This is a genomic window from Rectinema subterraneum, assembly GCA_009768935.1.
Classification (GTDB): domain Bacteria; phylum Spirochaetota; class Spirochaetia; order Treponematales; family Rectinemataceae; genus Rectinema; species Rectinema subterraneum.
In genome coordinates this window covers 1-12,481 of sequence record WESA01000058.1, presented here as the reverse complement: position 1 = coordinate 12,481, position 12,481 = coordinate 1, and the positions used below count along the sequence as shown (strand labels likewise).

The window sequence follows — 12,481 nt, the reverse complement described above, 5'->3', positions numbered from 1 at the left end:
ATTTAACTTATTCCATAGAAATTAGTTACGAACTATAACAATCTGAAATTGGTCCTACAAACTGTTCAAGTCCAGTTCAAGTCCAGTTGAAGTGATACGAGTCGGCAAGAAGAATGCCGCAGAAGAATGCAGAATGGGTCTTGAGCCTGGAGATACTTTCGAATGCACATACGAGACGCCCGCAGAATTCTGCCCGACCTCATTTATCAAGATATTCCCTGCCATGGAAGTTGTCAGATGCAATGGTGATTTGCGTGCTCTTGGCGGAAATGGTCCTTACGAGACCACGTTTATTTGCCCTGACGGCGTGGTGCTTTTCAAACTCACAGCAGAGCGCAAGGCAAAGTAACAAGTCATTGTTCCGAGAAAGCTCATTATGAGGCATTTTCAGGCAGAAGCACGCGGATATCAAGACTGGGGCGGAATTGACGAATAATTCGCAGCCCGGTACTCTAACAGCATGAAAATAGTTATTGCAAACGACCACGGAGCAGTGGCGCTCAAGCAGCACATTGTCGCATGGCTTAAGGCGCAGGGGCACGAAGTCGTGAACCTAGGAGTCGATGTCGAAGAGCGCGTGGACTATCCTGATCAAGCAGAGCTAGCGGTGCAAGAATATCAGAAAGGCAGCTATGATTTCGGCATTGTCTGCTGCGGCACAGGTATCGGCATTTCGATTGCCGCGAACAAGCACAAGGGTATTCGCTGTGCGCTTATCCACGACAGCTACACCGCGCGAATGGCCAAAGAGCACAACAACGCGAATTTTGTCGCGTTCGGCGGGCGCGTAGAATATGCTGAGCCCGTTGAGCAAATGCTTTCGATATATATGAATGCGCAGTTTGAAGGGGGCCGGCACACGCAGCGTGTCGCCAAATTGGACGCGCTCTGCTGATGTAGCTGGCCGCCAGTCAGGCTATCCAGTTACGCGATCGTATATATCTCGCCAGGCTTCATAATTTCTGCTGCTTGAACGCCTGCGTCCAGCACATGTTTCTGCATGGCTGTAAGTGCTTCGCCTTCGCCATGCACAAGATAGGTTTTTCTGAGGCGCTTTTTATCGATGCAACCGAGCCAGTCAACTGCTTCCTGCCAATCTGCGTGAGCTGAAAATGCGTCGATTTCCTGGATATCGGCGCGAACTTGGTACCAGTCGCCATGGATGCGCACTTCCTTTGCACCATCCTTGAGGCGGCGGCCGAGGGTTCCTTCAGCCATGTAGCCTACAATCAGCACAGTGTTTGCGGGGTCGCCGAGTCCATGCATCAAGTGGTGCTGGATGCGCCCGAACTCGCACATGCCGTCCGCCGAGATAATAATCATCGGACCTTTGGCCTGGTTCAGCATTTTTGACTCTTCTACCGAGCGCGAAAAATTCAGCGAAGCAAAGCCGAAGGGGTTTTTCGCGTGGGTTGTGAAGAGGTCATAGGTCTCTTTGTCGTAGCACTCGGGGTGAATTGCAAAGATACTCGTCGCGTTGAGCGCCATTGGCGAATCGACCCATATCGGCATTTCGGGGATTCTGCCCTTATCATGCAGCAGATGAAGATAAAACACGAGTTCTTGCGTGCGCTCGACGGCAAAAGCGGGGATTATGAGCTTGCCGCGTGTTTCAGCAGTGCGGTTGACAAGTTTTTCGAGGCGTGCAACTGCATCGTCGGTCGATTCGTGAAGGCGGTCGCCGTATGTACTTTCAAGAAGAAGAAAATCGATGCCATCCAAGCATTCGGGGTCTTTGATGATCGGCTTGTTCTTGCGTCCCAGATCGCCGGAAAACCCGATGACGGCGGTGTGGCCTTCTTTGTCTTTTGCAATGACGCGAATGAATGCCGACCCCAGAATGTGCCCTGCGTCGAGAAACTCGGCTTGGATGCCATCTGCGATCAGTATAGGCCTGTGGTAGCCAACCGTGACAAATTGATCCATCGCTTGGATGACATCGAATTCGTCGTACAGCGGCTTCCAGTCGAATGTTTCGTTCTTTTTTTCTGCCTGGCGCGAGAGGTAGTCGGCATCGCGCTCCTGGATATGCGCCGAGTCAGTCATTATGAGATTCGCGAGGTCCCGCGTTGCGGAAGTCGAATAAATCGAGCCTTTGAAGCCCTTCTTCACGAGATAGGGCACGAGCCCGCAGTGGTCATAGTGAGCGTGGGTAAGGAGGAGCGCATCGATGGAAGCTGGATCAACATCGTCGCCGAGGAGTGCACGGTTTTTTGCATCAGCTTTTGCGCGCTTGCCCTGGAATGCGCCGCAATCAATAAGAATCTTTGTGCTGTCGACGTCTAGAAGGTGTTTGGAACCTGTCACTTCTTCCGCAGCACCAAGCGAACGGATTGTTATACTCATATTTGAAATATACCCTTTTAAGAGAGCCGCAGCAACGCCGCTTGCGAAAAATAGCCCAATCGGTTAGGATACAGCCGGCTCATGACCGCTGAAATGCTTACCCTCAGGGTTGAAAAACTCTCCTCTCATGGTGAGGGTATTGCTTTCTCCGAAGGCAAGGCGGTTTTTATTCCCTACACGATTCCCGGCGAAACTGTCCTTTGCGAAATAACCGAAAGCCATGCGAGTTTTCTGCGGGCGCAACTTCTGGAAATAAAAACAGCATCGCCTCATCGGGTCGATCCGCCCTGCCCGCTTTTTGGAATATGCGGCGGGTGTGCCCTGCAGCACATCGATTACACGCATCAAATTCGCCTCAAGCAAGAAACCGCGCAAGAAACATTCCGGAGAATTGGCGGCTTCGATCCGGGCGAGCTGGAAATTGTCACCGGAGAGCCGTATCACTACCGCAACAGAACGCAGGTGCACGCCTGCAAGGATAGTGGGCTCGGTTTTACAAAAGCAGGCTCGCGCGAGACTGTGCGAACGCCGCACTGCCCTACCCTCGTTCCGGTTCTGGACCGCTGGTTCGCCTCCGAAAATCGCAAGGCGCGACCATTCCATGAGCTTTCTGCCCTTATTGGCGACAGGCCACGGTTTACGGCTTTTGCCCAGGACGAGCGCATCTATATTGAAGGCCGGGACGCTTATGCACATGCCACTGTCCTTGGAAAGGAATTCCGCTTTCCGGTAGCGCATTTCTTCCAGAGCAATATTTCGGTACTCGAAAAGCTGATTGCGCGCTATATCGAGCCTCTAGAGGGAGCCAGCGCGCTCGATCTCTATAGCGGCGCAGGGCTTTTCTCGCTCTTTCTTGCAGATCGTTTTGAGTCGACTGAGTGCGTGGAGAGCGATTCTGTGGCTGTTGAAGCGGCTCGTGGCAACCTTTCGAACGCGCGGAGTGCGGTGAGGTTTTCCGACATCCCTGCCGAGCGATGGATCAAAACACCACATGCCCGGCAGTCTTTTGAGTGTATTGTGGTTGACCCACCGCGCGCGGGGCTTACAGCTGAAGTTCGAGCATGGCTTGCTGGTACCGATGCCCGGATATTGACGTATGTAAGCTGTGATCATGCCAGCCTTGCGCGCGACCTCAGGGACCTGCACAGTGCCAGCTGGCAGACTCTTTCGCTCACATTATTCGATTTTTATCCCCAAACAGGGCGGCTTGAGGCGGTTGCCCGCCTTTCGAGGGGCGTTTGATCGATCCCGCAATGCGGGATATCCATTCTTGATTAAGGAGGGAACGATGACCCGCACTGGTCCATTCAAAGGCAGAACGATTTCAGTAGTGAACGATTTTTCGCTCGATGAGCAGCGCTATCTCTATCGCAAGACACGGGAACTGAAAGAAGCTGCGCTCTCTGGAAGCGATGTATCGAAATTTCGGATTAATGACCTTGATTATCAGGTCTATCTGATTTTCATGGAAAACTCGACCCGCACGCGCGAGTCTTTCCGCAATGCTGGCAAATTCCTCGGAGCGCGGGTAAATGTTTTCGATGCTGCCACAAGTTCATTCAACAAGAACGAATCCATCACCGACGCGGTCAAAATGCTCTTCGGCTATTCAGGCGAATCCTGCTTTGTGCTAAGGACAAAGCTCGAAGGCGTCTGCACATGGCTCGATGAAGCATTCACCGAATACGCGCAGATAACCGGAAAGCCTAAACCCTCATTCATCAACGCCGGAGACGGCAAGCACGAACACCCTACCCAGGAATTTCTCGATGAATTCTCTTTTCTTGAGCAACTGGGCTGGAACGAGGATCATATTCACATCGCGATGGTCGGCGATCTGTACCATGGCCGCACCGTTCACTCCAAAGCAGACGGACTGCGCATCTTCCGCAATGTCGAAGTCGATCTCATTGCGCCGGAGCTTCTGTCTATGCCCTCATATTATGTTGAAAAGATGAAGGCGAATGGCTTCCAGGTGCGAATTTTCGATTCGATAGAAGAATACCTCGCGCAGGCCAGGGTCGCCCCCATATGGTACTTCACGCGTCTCCAGCTCGAGCGCATGGGAGAGGCGGTCCTCGAGCGCACCCCCTACCTGCGCCAGGCCGTCACCTTCAGAAAAGATTTTTTAGGGAAGCTGCCGGACGGCTGCCGTTTCTACCACCCCCTTCCGCGCGACCGGAATTTCCCGACCATTCCATTTTTCCTCGACGAACTGCCTCTCAACGGCTGGGACGGCCAGTCCATCAACGGCTACTGGACTCGCATTACCGAAATTGCCATGCTCGCGGGCCGCATCGGAGAAGATTTCGAAGGCGAACATGCTCGCAGGCCAAAATTCGTCGATGATTTTGTTCATGAAGCCCAAGCTCAGGAAAAGCGCAAGCCAGAATACAAAGTAGGCATAAAGCCGGTCGAAGAAGGCATTGTCATCGATCATATCGCGACTGGCAAACCTGTAGGCGAAATCTGGGACACTATCGATGCGGTACGCAAAATCCTCAAGCTCGATGTGCGCTCAAGCCACGGAGTATACCATTCGAACCGCGGACCGGACATTTTCAAAGGCATTATTTCACTGCCCGACATTATCAGCTTCGGAGAAAAGGACCTCAAAAAGCTTGCGGCTATTGCGCCGGGCTGTACGCTCAACCTTATCCGCCATGCCCATGTCGCCAAAAAATACCGGCTTTCGATGCCGCCGCGCATCTACGGCTTCGATGAAATTTCCTGCAAGAACGAAAACTGCATTTCATTCCCGGCAAACAACGAAGGCGTGCTTACCGAGTTCATTCGCAAGGGCGAAACGACATTTGTCTGCAAATACTGCGAGAGGGAGCACAAGTTCAGGGATATCTGGGATGTGTGAGAGGAGCAGGGTGCGTGCGGCTACTAGAGCGATGCGTGCGCTAGAGCAATGCGTGTGCGCGCCGGTACTCGTACATTAAAATCGCTGCGGATACCGACACATTGAGCGACTCGACATGGCCAAACATCGGGATGGAAATGCACTCGTCGGCAGCATCTTTGAGAATTCTGGAGACGCCCTTGCCCTCGTTGCCGAGTAGAATGGCCACTTTTTTCCCCAGAGGCTTTGCGCCAAGCGCGCTGCCGCTCATATCGGCGGCATATATCCAGAATCCTGCATCCTTCAGTTGGTCGACCGCTGCGCGCAGGTTTTTCACCTGAATTACAGGAAGCCAGGCTGTGGCGCCCGCTGCGCTGCGTTCGGCCGCATCGGTCAAAGGCGATGCCCGCCGCGTGGGAATGACGACAGCATCGACACCGAAGGCATCAGCTGAGCGCACTATTGCCCCGAGATTATGCGGATCTTCGATATGATCGAGGACAAGCACAAGACCAGCATCCTTGCTCGAACTGTGTTCGCACAGAGCTTCTATGCTAAGCATTCCACGGGCTTCTAAAGGAGCTGCTAGCACTAGACCCCGATGCTCGGGGCACATACGGGACAAGTCCATTTCGGGCAAATGGCGAACAGCTATGCCTCTTTTTTCGGCTTCTTCGATTATCTGGCGAATTCTCGGGCCGGCATGGCGCCCGCCTTCGGCTACATAGAGCATGCAACCCTGCGGCGAAGCTCTGAGTGTTTCGATTATGGAATGAAAAGAAGAAATATAATTCACCAACACCACTTTCTGCAGGTTCAGAGCTGCCTGCATCCAGCAAATAGCTCCTAGATCCGCTTAGCGATCAAGGAACAACTGTGAATTCCTGCACCAGCTGAATGGCGCTTTCGACCTGCTTGACTCCCGGCACGAGGTTTGCTGCAGCAACCGCGCTGTCGACCGCCGCATGCGTGTTGGCCACGCCGTGTAGAACCACAACGCCGCGCTCAACAGCCGCTTCAAGGAAATGAATAGGAATCTTGCGGTTGTAAGTGATTTCGGTGACGATTTTCGAGCCAAGCAAAAGGTCCTGAAGTTTTGCGACAGCTTCTTTTTCTTGCGCCTCGCCTACAAATGCTTTGCGGAATGCGTCGATAGCTGCTGCTGCATGCACAGGGTTGCACCGATCGGTAGTCAACGTCATGTCATACTCGGAAGGGTTGTACCAATCGACCGAGAAGAAATACTTGTGAAAGCCTGCCCGATCGTGGTCGCTGCTCTCGATTATCTGGAGCGCATGCCGCGAGTCGATATTTTGCGCCTTGCGGACTCGCTCGACCCTGACCGCTTTCGATGCGCCGATCCGGATGCCAATAAGGTTCGGGATACCCTTGAGAATCGCATGCGCACCTCGACCGAGGATAATGCAGTTGTTCTCGAGAGCGGTCTCATAAATTGCCTGCGTCAGAAAATGAAGATATTCGTCACGCTGCTGGGAAAGCGATGCCCAGAAACCAGGATTCTTCTCATCATACCGCGCTTGCTTGTTTGCATCGATGCCAATAGCGGTAAGTGCTGCCTCAATATGCTCTTTATCGACAATCCTATACCCGTTCAGTTTTGCAAGCTCCTGGGCTGTTTCCTCGCCATAGGACGCAAGTTCACGGGAAATACAGATTACTGCCATATTGAGCCTCCTATACTAAAAATAACCCAAGAGAAGGGGCGGGTCAAATACAAAATAGCATGATGCATAAAAATGGACAGCGCAGCCCCTTCCGCAATGCATTGTCTTTCAATAGAATAGCCAATCATGGAAAAACTTGCGCTTCTGGCTGCATTTGGCACCGCGGTGTTTTGGGCTTTCTCCGCGATATTTTTCGAAGACGCGTCCAAAAAAGTCGGCGCGCTCGCAGTCAATTTCTGGAAGGTGACCTTTGCCTTCGTTTTTCTCGCAATTTCGGGTACTGTCGTGCGCGGCGTGCCGTTTCCGTATGATGCGCCGCTCAGAACCTGGATATTTCTCGGGCTGTCCGGCCTCGTCGGCTTCGTGATTTCAGATTATTTTCTATTTAATGCGTATGTGCTTATTGGTTCAAGAATTACTGTCATTTTCCAATCGCTGACGCCTGTATTCACTGCGCTGTTCGCGTACATTTTTATCGCCGAGCGGATGCAAGCGCACAGGTTTGTCGGAATGGCTGTGACCATCGCAGGAATTCTGATCGTCGTGCTTACGCGGTCAAAACAAAGCCGTCAGAACAACGAAGGCGCACTCTCCGCAAAAGGCCTTCTCTTTGCGTTTCTTTCTTCGGTGTTTCAAGCTGGGGGCATGGTGCTCACCAAAGCTGGACTTGGCGATTACAGCCCCATTTCCGGAACGCAGATACGCGCATTCATAGCGATTTTCGGATTTGCGATCAATGCGTTGCTTATCGGCCAGGGCGCACATGTGTTTCTCAAAGTTCCCAAAATTCGTGAAGCTTTTTCTTCTACAATAAAAGGCTCGGTGTTCGGGCCCTTCCTAGGGGTGGCGCTTTCGCTATTCTCTCTCCAGAATACGCAGGCAGGAGCAACGAGCACCCTCATGGCGCTTACGCCGGTTGTCATCATTCTGCCATCGGTTTTTATCTTGAAGCAGAAAATTCATGCACTCGAGGTTGTCGGGGCTGCGGTTGCGGTGGCTGGAGCTGCGCTGTTCTTTTTGCTATAAATAGTTAATTGAATGAATGCCGGGGTGGGGCGCCATAGATGTATATGCGCCAGGAATTGCAGCAGAGGCTGCTTGCGCAGCAGCAAGACCATGTTCGCGCTCTATGCTAAACACATTATTTCATTTTTTGCATTCCGCATTTCAGATTTCAGTTGTATACTGAGATTTGAAGATTGATTCGCAGCGGTCCGCGCCGCCCGAAAAATTCTGTGATCAGTCATTCTGGCTATCTGATACTCCGGCGCATCCGCGCGATCAGAAAGGAGCGATATGAAAGCGCTTGTCAAGCGGAAAAACGAGCCTGGGCTCTGGATGGAAGAAGCTCCCGTTCCCAAAATCGGCGATAACGATCTTCTCATAAAAGTAAAAAAAACAGCTATTTGCGGCACTGATGTGCATATCTGGAAATGGGATACCTGGGCGCAGCGCACCATCCGCCTCGGGCAGATCGTCGGGCACGAATTTGTGGGCGAAATTGTGGAAATGGGGCGCTCGGTGCAGGGGTACAAAATTGGCGAGCGCGTGTCTGCGGAAGGGCATATCTGGTGCGGCGTGTGCCGCGCATGCCGCGCAGGTAGGCGTCATCTTTGTCCGAACACGGTGGGCATCGGCGTCAACCGCGATGGATGCTTTGCAGAGTACATTTCGGTGCCTGCGCAGAATGCATGGCATGTGCATGATGCAATTCCCGACGAAATCGCTGCTATTTTCGATCCCCTCGGAAATGCGACGCACACAGCCCTCTCGTTCGACCTTGTTGGCGAGGATGTGCTCATCACTGGCGCCGGGCCAATCGGCTGCATGGCTGCGGCAATCTCGAGACATGTGGGCGCGCGAAATGTCGTTGTGACCGATGTAAATCCATGGCGGCTTGAGCTTGCCAAGAAACTCGGAGCGACGCGCATAGTCAATGTTTCCAAAGAAGATCTCAAGGAAGTACAAAAAGAGCTTGAAATGGTGGGCGGATTCGATATTGGTATGGAGATGTCGGGAAGTCCGCAAGCTTTGGAGCAGATGATTGAGAATATGTACAATGGCGGCCGCATGGCGCTTCTGGGCCTTTTGCCGGATGGAGCGGGCATAGACTGGTCTCGCGTTATTTTCAAGGGGCTTTTTATAAAAGGCGTGTATGGGCGAGAAATTTTCGAGACATGGTACAAAATGCAGACCATGCTGCTGTCGGGCCTCGATATAAGCCCGGTCATTACGCATCGATTCTCGTTTGATGACTTCGAGAAAGGGTTTGCGGCGATGTTGTCCGGCGAGGCCGGGAAGGTTGTCCTGAGTTTCGAGTAAGGAAAGCGGTCGGGCGCTGCATGCGCAGAACAATGAGCAGCTGCACGCGCGGCCGAATGTGCTGCCTTTGCTTTGCGCCCCCTGCGAAAAAAGCCTCAAAATATGCTATAGTCGCCTCATGAGCGAACATTCTCTTTTATACAGTTTTCGCATAAGCGCGGACGCCGCTTCAGCCCTGGAAAAACTTCCCGCATGCATCGACGAAGCGAACCCGGTTCCTGAGCGCAAGCGTGCTTCGCTGCGATACAGCATTCGCGATTTGTGGCGTTCGCTCACGATGGAACGAGCTCTGCGAAACATCGATTATCTCAATAATCCCGCGTTTTTCTCTGCATATCTTCGATATTTTTTGCCGTGGAATCTGGTTCGGCTCATTGCTCTGCTCACTGAGCTTCCGCTCGAGCTGAAAAATGGTGCAACGATTGTCGATATGGGATCAGGCCCCTTGACCTTTCCGCTCGCGCTCTATTGCGCAAAACCCGAGCTGAGAAAGGTGCCGCTCACAATTATCTGCGCAGACAGGGCACCACGCATCATGGAAGCAGGCAAGCTCATTCTCGAGCTTTTGGCTGCAAAACATGGCGGGGAGCTGCCGCCATGGAACATCGAGCTGCGGCATCTGCGATTCGGCGAGCCAATCAGAGAAAAAGCTGATCTTTTTTGCGCGGTGAATGTCCTGAATGAATTTTTCTGGCACCACGAAGGCATGCTGGCAGATGATGCAGCAGAAGTACTCCGCAAGATTGAACATTATTGCACTGCGGGCGGAAGCATGCTCATTGTCGAGCCCGGGGAGCCGCGTTCCGGAGGGCTTATGAGCGCGATTCGAGCAGCGGCGATTTTGAGCGGAAACGTGGTCGAAGCGCCCTGCCCTCATGCCAACGCCTGCCCCATGCCTGGCATTTTCAAAAGCGGGCAGGAATACCTGACTGGCCGCGCGAGCCAATTCGCTCACAAGGAAGCTAAGGATGAAGGGCAAAAAGAGCGCGCCATCAAAGATAATCGGCTGCTCGAGCCCGTTCAGATGCCATCGCCGCGCACCAAATATCCGTGGTGCCATTTTTCGGTTCCTGCAGAATTTGCCCCGCGCTGGCTGAGAAAGCTCTCGGATGAATCGGGGCTTACAAAGGAAAAACTCTCGTTCAGTTTTCTGTATATTCGCAAAGCTGAAGGAAATACCTCGAGGGGTAGGGTCGAACAAGCCCGCGAATCGCTCTGCCGCATCGTATCAGACCCGATATTGCTGCCTCGCGATCGGGCAGGGAAATATGCATGCTCCGCAGCGGGCTATACGCTGGTTACCGCAGCAAGCGGAATGGAATTGCCGGCTTCCGGCTCGCTTGTGCGAATGCACAAGGGAAAAATCGAGCGTCCTGGCACCCCCGAAATCGACAGGAAATCGGGCGCGATTATCGTGTCCTATTGACACAAAAGAAGGCTGCCGGTATATTAGCTTCTCGTCAACGATGACACGGGGGCGTAGCGAAGCTGGTTATCGCGCTGGCCTGTCAAGCCGGAGATCGCGGGTTCAAGCCCCGTCGCTCCCGATCCAGCCCGCAGGGCATGCGCGCAGGCGCGTATCTGTGGGGTTCCGCTTACGAGCGGATCAAAACCCGTCCGCCGCGCGACGGGCTTTTTTTTAGTGCAAGAGCGTGGATGGCATTTATGCTGTTTTATAGCAGGAGCTGTCGGGCCGCTTAGGCTGCTGGACTGCTAGTGCGCGGTGCTAATGCTTTTGCGCGGGCGAATTTCGCGATTCGCTGTGTCGCTGTCGATCCATTTCGGGCTGTAGCGCAGGGGCTAGCGCGCTTGGTTCGGGACCAAGATGTCGGAGGTTCAAATCCTCTCAGCCCGACAATGCAGAAGACCGCCTTCGAGCGAGGGCGGTCTTTTTATTTCTTATGGTTGGTTTGGTATGGTGGCTAAAGCGCGGTAAATGTGATGCTCATATTGTCGGTATATGCTCCCGACTCGAAGAATTCCCCTGCTGTCGCAGTGATCTTGAATCCAACGTAGAACTGGATACCGCCTGTAGGCGTTTTCTTGTTGAACTGGATGCTCTGGGTGCTGGTAAGCTGGACATAGCCCAGCGTTATGGCAGGTGTGCCAATAATACCGATATGCCCAGTGGTCAGCTGTGTCACATAGACATAGTAGGGAATTTGATAGGAAGAACCCTGCTTCACGTATCCAAGATTCTGTGAACTGAAATCTACACGGTAATTAACTGAAGAACCTGACTTTACGGTCATTATACCTTGATAGTCGTTCAGGTAGGATGTAACTCCGTCATTCGCAAGCGTAATGTTCCACACATACGAGTTCATCGTGACATTGGCGCCTACAGGAGCGGCGATAACTGTCACTCCGATGCTCTGCGAATACACAGCTATACTTGCAAGAAGAAGAAGCAATAGCAAGGTTAAATACTTTTTCATATTACATTCAGCCGTATTTTTTGCCTGCATTTTGCAGACGGCTTATGCGTTAATTGTTAACCTTGCAAAAATCAGCTTTGCGCTATTGAAATCGTGATTGTGTCTGTATATGCTCCGTCGACGTAATAATCAGTATACGCTTCGATATTGAAACCGATCGGAAATGTCTTGCCTGCAGTTGGCGTCTTCAGCTGGAATATAATAGGCTTGGCGGAAGTCAATTGGGTGTAGGAACTCAAGTTGTTAGTTGCAACGCCAGCAACCCATGATGATGTATCTACTTTGACTTTATATGGCATCGTGTAGGAACCATTATTCAAAGTACCGCCATTTGTCGATGTAAATGTAACTGTATACGATGCTTTGCTTGATTTGACCGTGAGCTGGCCTTGGTTAGGAACATCAATTGCTGTACCGGTGTTGTCCAGGGCAATGGTCCACGTCGCAGCATCTACAGTCACTTCCAGCTTTTGCGCAGCATTTACTGTGATTCCGATCGTTGCCGACCATGCCAGGCTGCCTGCCACCAAACCAATGACAAGGAATACCACAAACTTTTTCATACCAGACCTCCATATATGGTTCTGGATATACTTTTATTCATTTTAAATTTTAAGAATATTTGTAAAGAATGTCAAGAGGTTTCTCTATTTTGGCCAATTTTTCTATTATCTCCAGCTGTTGCGCACCTTTTTGCCTGAAAAAGCCTGCCTGGCCTCTCTCATTTCTCCCGATGGATTACATCATCGTACGTCTCGCGGCGCACCATGATTCCGCAGTAGCCTGACATTGCCCAACTCAATAAGTCTTTACATCAGGTGAAATAGCTGGTTTATTTCATC

Annotated in this window: 12 protein-coding genes and 2 tRNA genes; 9 read left to right on the top strand and 5 right to left on the bottom strand. The window is 52.1% G+C overall.

Features of this window, described 5'->3' with window-relative positions; translation table 11 throughout:
• Window positions 1–91 precede the first annotated feature (91 nt).
• Together GAP13_RS11590 and rpiB are read left to right on the top strand one after the other, a co-directional pair.
• Window positions 92–349, top strand: coding sequence for a TIGR04076 family protein (locus tag GAP13_RS11590; RefSeq protein ID WP_306769202.1), 258 nt, complete (start codon window positions 92–94; stop codon window positions 347–349).
• A 111-nt stretch (window positions 350–460) separates the two neighbouring features.
• Window positions 461–895 carry a ribose 5-phosphate isomerase B gene (rpiB, locus tag GAP13_RS11585; RefSeq protein ID WP_158908471.1) on the top strand — a complete coding sequence of 145 codons (435 nt, stop codon included), beginning with the start codon at window positions 461–463 and terminating at the stop codon, window positions 893–895.
• A 29-nt stretch (window positions 896–924) separates the two neighbouring features.
• On the opposite strand, the gene GAP13_RS11580 is transcribed toward rpiB, so the two are convergent.
• Window positions 925–2,346, bottom strand: coding sequence for an MBL fold metallo-hydrolase (locus tag GAP13_RS11580; protein ID WP_158908470.1), 1,422 nt, complete (start codon window positions 2,344–2,346; stop codon window positions 925–927).
• An 81-nt stretch (window positions 2,347–2,427) separates the two neighbouring features.
• Between GAP13_RS11580 and GAP13_RS11575 the strand changes: the two genes are divergently transcribed.
• Window positions 2,428–3,588 (top strand): class I SAM-dependent RNA methyltransferase, encoded by a 1,161-nt coding sequence (locus GAP13_RS11575; protein ID WP_158908469.1) that lies wholly within the window; start codon window positions 2,428–2,430, stop codon window positions 3,586–3,588.
• 46 nt (window positions 3,589–3,634) lie between these two features.
• On the top strand, window positions 3,635–5,215 hold the full coding sequence (gene pyrB, locus GAP13_RS11570; protein ID WP_158908468.1) for an aspartate carbamoyltransferase: 1,581 nt from the start codon (window positions 3,635–3,637) through the stop codon (window positions 5,213–5,215).
• Between the two features lie 40 nt (window positions 5,216–5,255).
• Here the strand turns inward: pyrB and rlmB are convergent, their stop codons facing one another.
• The gene (gene rlmB, locus GAP13_RS11565) at window positions 5,256–6,026 is read right to left on the bottom strand and encodes a 23S rRNA (guanosine(2251)-2'-O)-methyltransferase RlmB (protein WP_158908467.1); all 771 of its coding nucleotides are present in this window, start codon (window positions 6,024–6,026) and stop codon (window positions 5,256–5,258) included.
• Between the two features lie 31 nt (window positions 6,027–6,057).
• Complete coding sequence (locus GAP13_RS11560) at window positions 6,058–6,879, bottom strand: cytidylate kinase family protein (protein ID WP_158908466.1); 822 nt, start codon at window positions 6,877–6,879, stop codon at window positions 6,058–6,060.
• Window positions 6,880–7,005: 126 nt separating this feature from the next.
• On the opposite strand from GAP13_RS11560, the gene GAP13_RS11555 reads away from it, so the two are divergent.
• From GAP13_RS11555 to GAP13_RS11535, 5 genes are all read left to right on the top strand, one after another.
• Window positions 7,006–7,905, top strand: a complete 900-nt coding sequence (locus GAP13_RS11555) for a DMT family transporter (protein WP_158908465.1) — start codon at window positions 7,006–7,008, stop codon at window positions 7,903–7,905.
• A gap of 270 nt (window positions 7,906–8,175) precedes the next feature.
• The gene (gene tdh, locus GAP13_RS11550) at window positions 8,176–9,201 is read left to right on the top strand and encodes an L-threonine 3-dehydrogenase (protein WP_158908464.1); all 1,026 of its coding nucleotides are present in this window, start codon (window positions 8,176–8,178) and stop codon (window positions 9,199–9,201) included.
• A 118-nt stretch (window positions 9,202–9,319) separates the two neighbouring features.
• Window positions 9,320–10,627 (top strand): small ribosomal subunit Rsm22 family protein, encoded by a 1,308-nt coding sequence (locus GAP13_RS11545; RefSeq protein WP_158908463.1) that lies wholly within the window; start codon window positions 9,320–9,322, stop codon window positions 10,625–10,627.
• 47 nt (window positions 10,628–10,674) lie between these two features.
• Window positions 10,675–10,748, top strand: a tRNA-Asp gene (locus tag GAP13_RS11540).
• 235 nt (window positions 10,749–10,983) lie between these two features.
• Window positions 10,984–11,056, top strand: a tRNA-Pro gene (locus tag GAP13_RS11535).
• A gap of 67 nt (window positions 11,057–11,123) precedes the next feature.
• On the opposite strand, the gene GAP13_RS11530 is transcribed toward GAP13_RS11535, so the two are convergent.
• Window positions 11,124–11,639 carry a hypothetical protein gene (locus tag GAP13_RS11530; protein WP_158908462.1) on the bottom strand — a complete coding sequence of 172 codons (516 nt, stop codon included), beginning with the start codon at window positions 11,637–11,639 and terminating at the stop codon, window positions 11,124–11,126.
• Window positions 11,640–11,710: 71 nt separating this feature from the next.
• A complete protein-coding gene (locus GAP13_RS11525; RefSeq protein ID WP_158908461.1) occupies window positions 11,711–12,202 on the bottom strand; it encodes a hypothetical protein in 492 nt (163 codons plus the stop codon).
• Between the last annotated feature and the right edge of the window lie 279 nt (window positions 12,203–12,481).

Coding starts and splice junctions, on each gene's coding strand:
- rpiB (WP_158908471.1), top strand. CDS start 461: ATGAAAATAGTTATTGCAAACGACCACGGAGCAGTGGCGCTCAAGCAG.
- GAP13_RS11580 (WP_158908470.1), bottom strand. CDS start 2,346: ATGAGTATAACAATCCGTTCGCTTGGTGCTGCGGAAGAAGTGACAGGT.
- GAP13_RS11575 (WP_158908469.1), top strand. CDS start 2,428: ATGACCGCTGAAATGCTTACCCTCAGGGTTGAAAAACTCTCCTCTCAT.
- pyrB (WP_158908468.1), top strand. CDS start 3,635: ATGACCCGCACTGGTCCATTCAAAGGCAGAACGATTTCAGTAGTGAAC.
- rlmB (WP_158908467.1), bottom strand. CDS start 6,026: ATGCAGGCAGCTCTGAACCTGCAGAAAGTGGTGTTGGTGAATTATATT.
- GAP13_RS11560 (WP_158908466.1), bottom strand. CDS start 6,879: ATGGCAGTAATCTGTATTTCCCGTGAACTTGCGTCCTATGGCGAGGAA.
- GAP13_RS11555 (WP_158908465.1), top strand. CDS start 7,006: ATGGAAAAACTTGCGCTTCTGGCTGCATTTGGCACCGCGGTGTTTTGG.
- tdh (WP_158908464.1), top strand. CDS start 8,176: ATGAAAGCGCTTGTCAAGCGGAAAAACGAGCCTGGGCTCTGGATGGAA.
- GAP13_RS11545 (WP_158908463.1), top strand. CDS start 9,320: ATGAGCGAACATTCTCTTTTATACAGTTTTCGCATAAGCGCGGACGCC.
- GAP13_RS11530 (WP_158908462.1), bottom strand. CDS start 11,639: ATGAAAAAGTATTTAACCTTGCTATTGCTTCTTCTTCTTGCAAGTATA.
- GAP13_RS11525 (WP_158908461.1), bottom strand. CDS start 12,202: ATGAAAAAGTTTGTGGTATTCCTTGTCATTGGTTTGGTGGCAGGCAGC.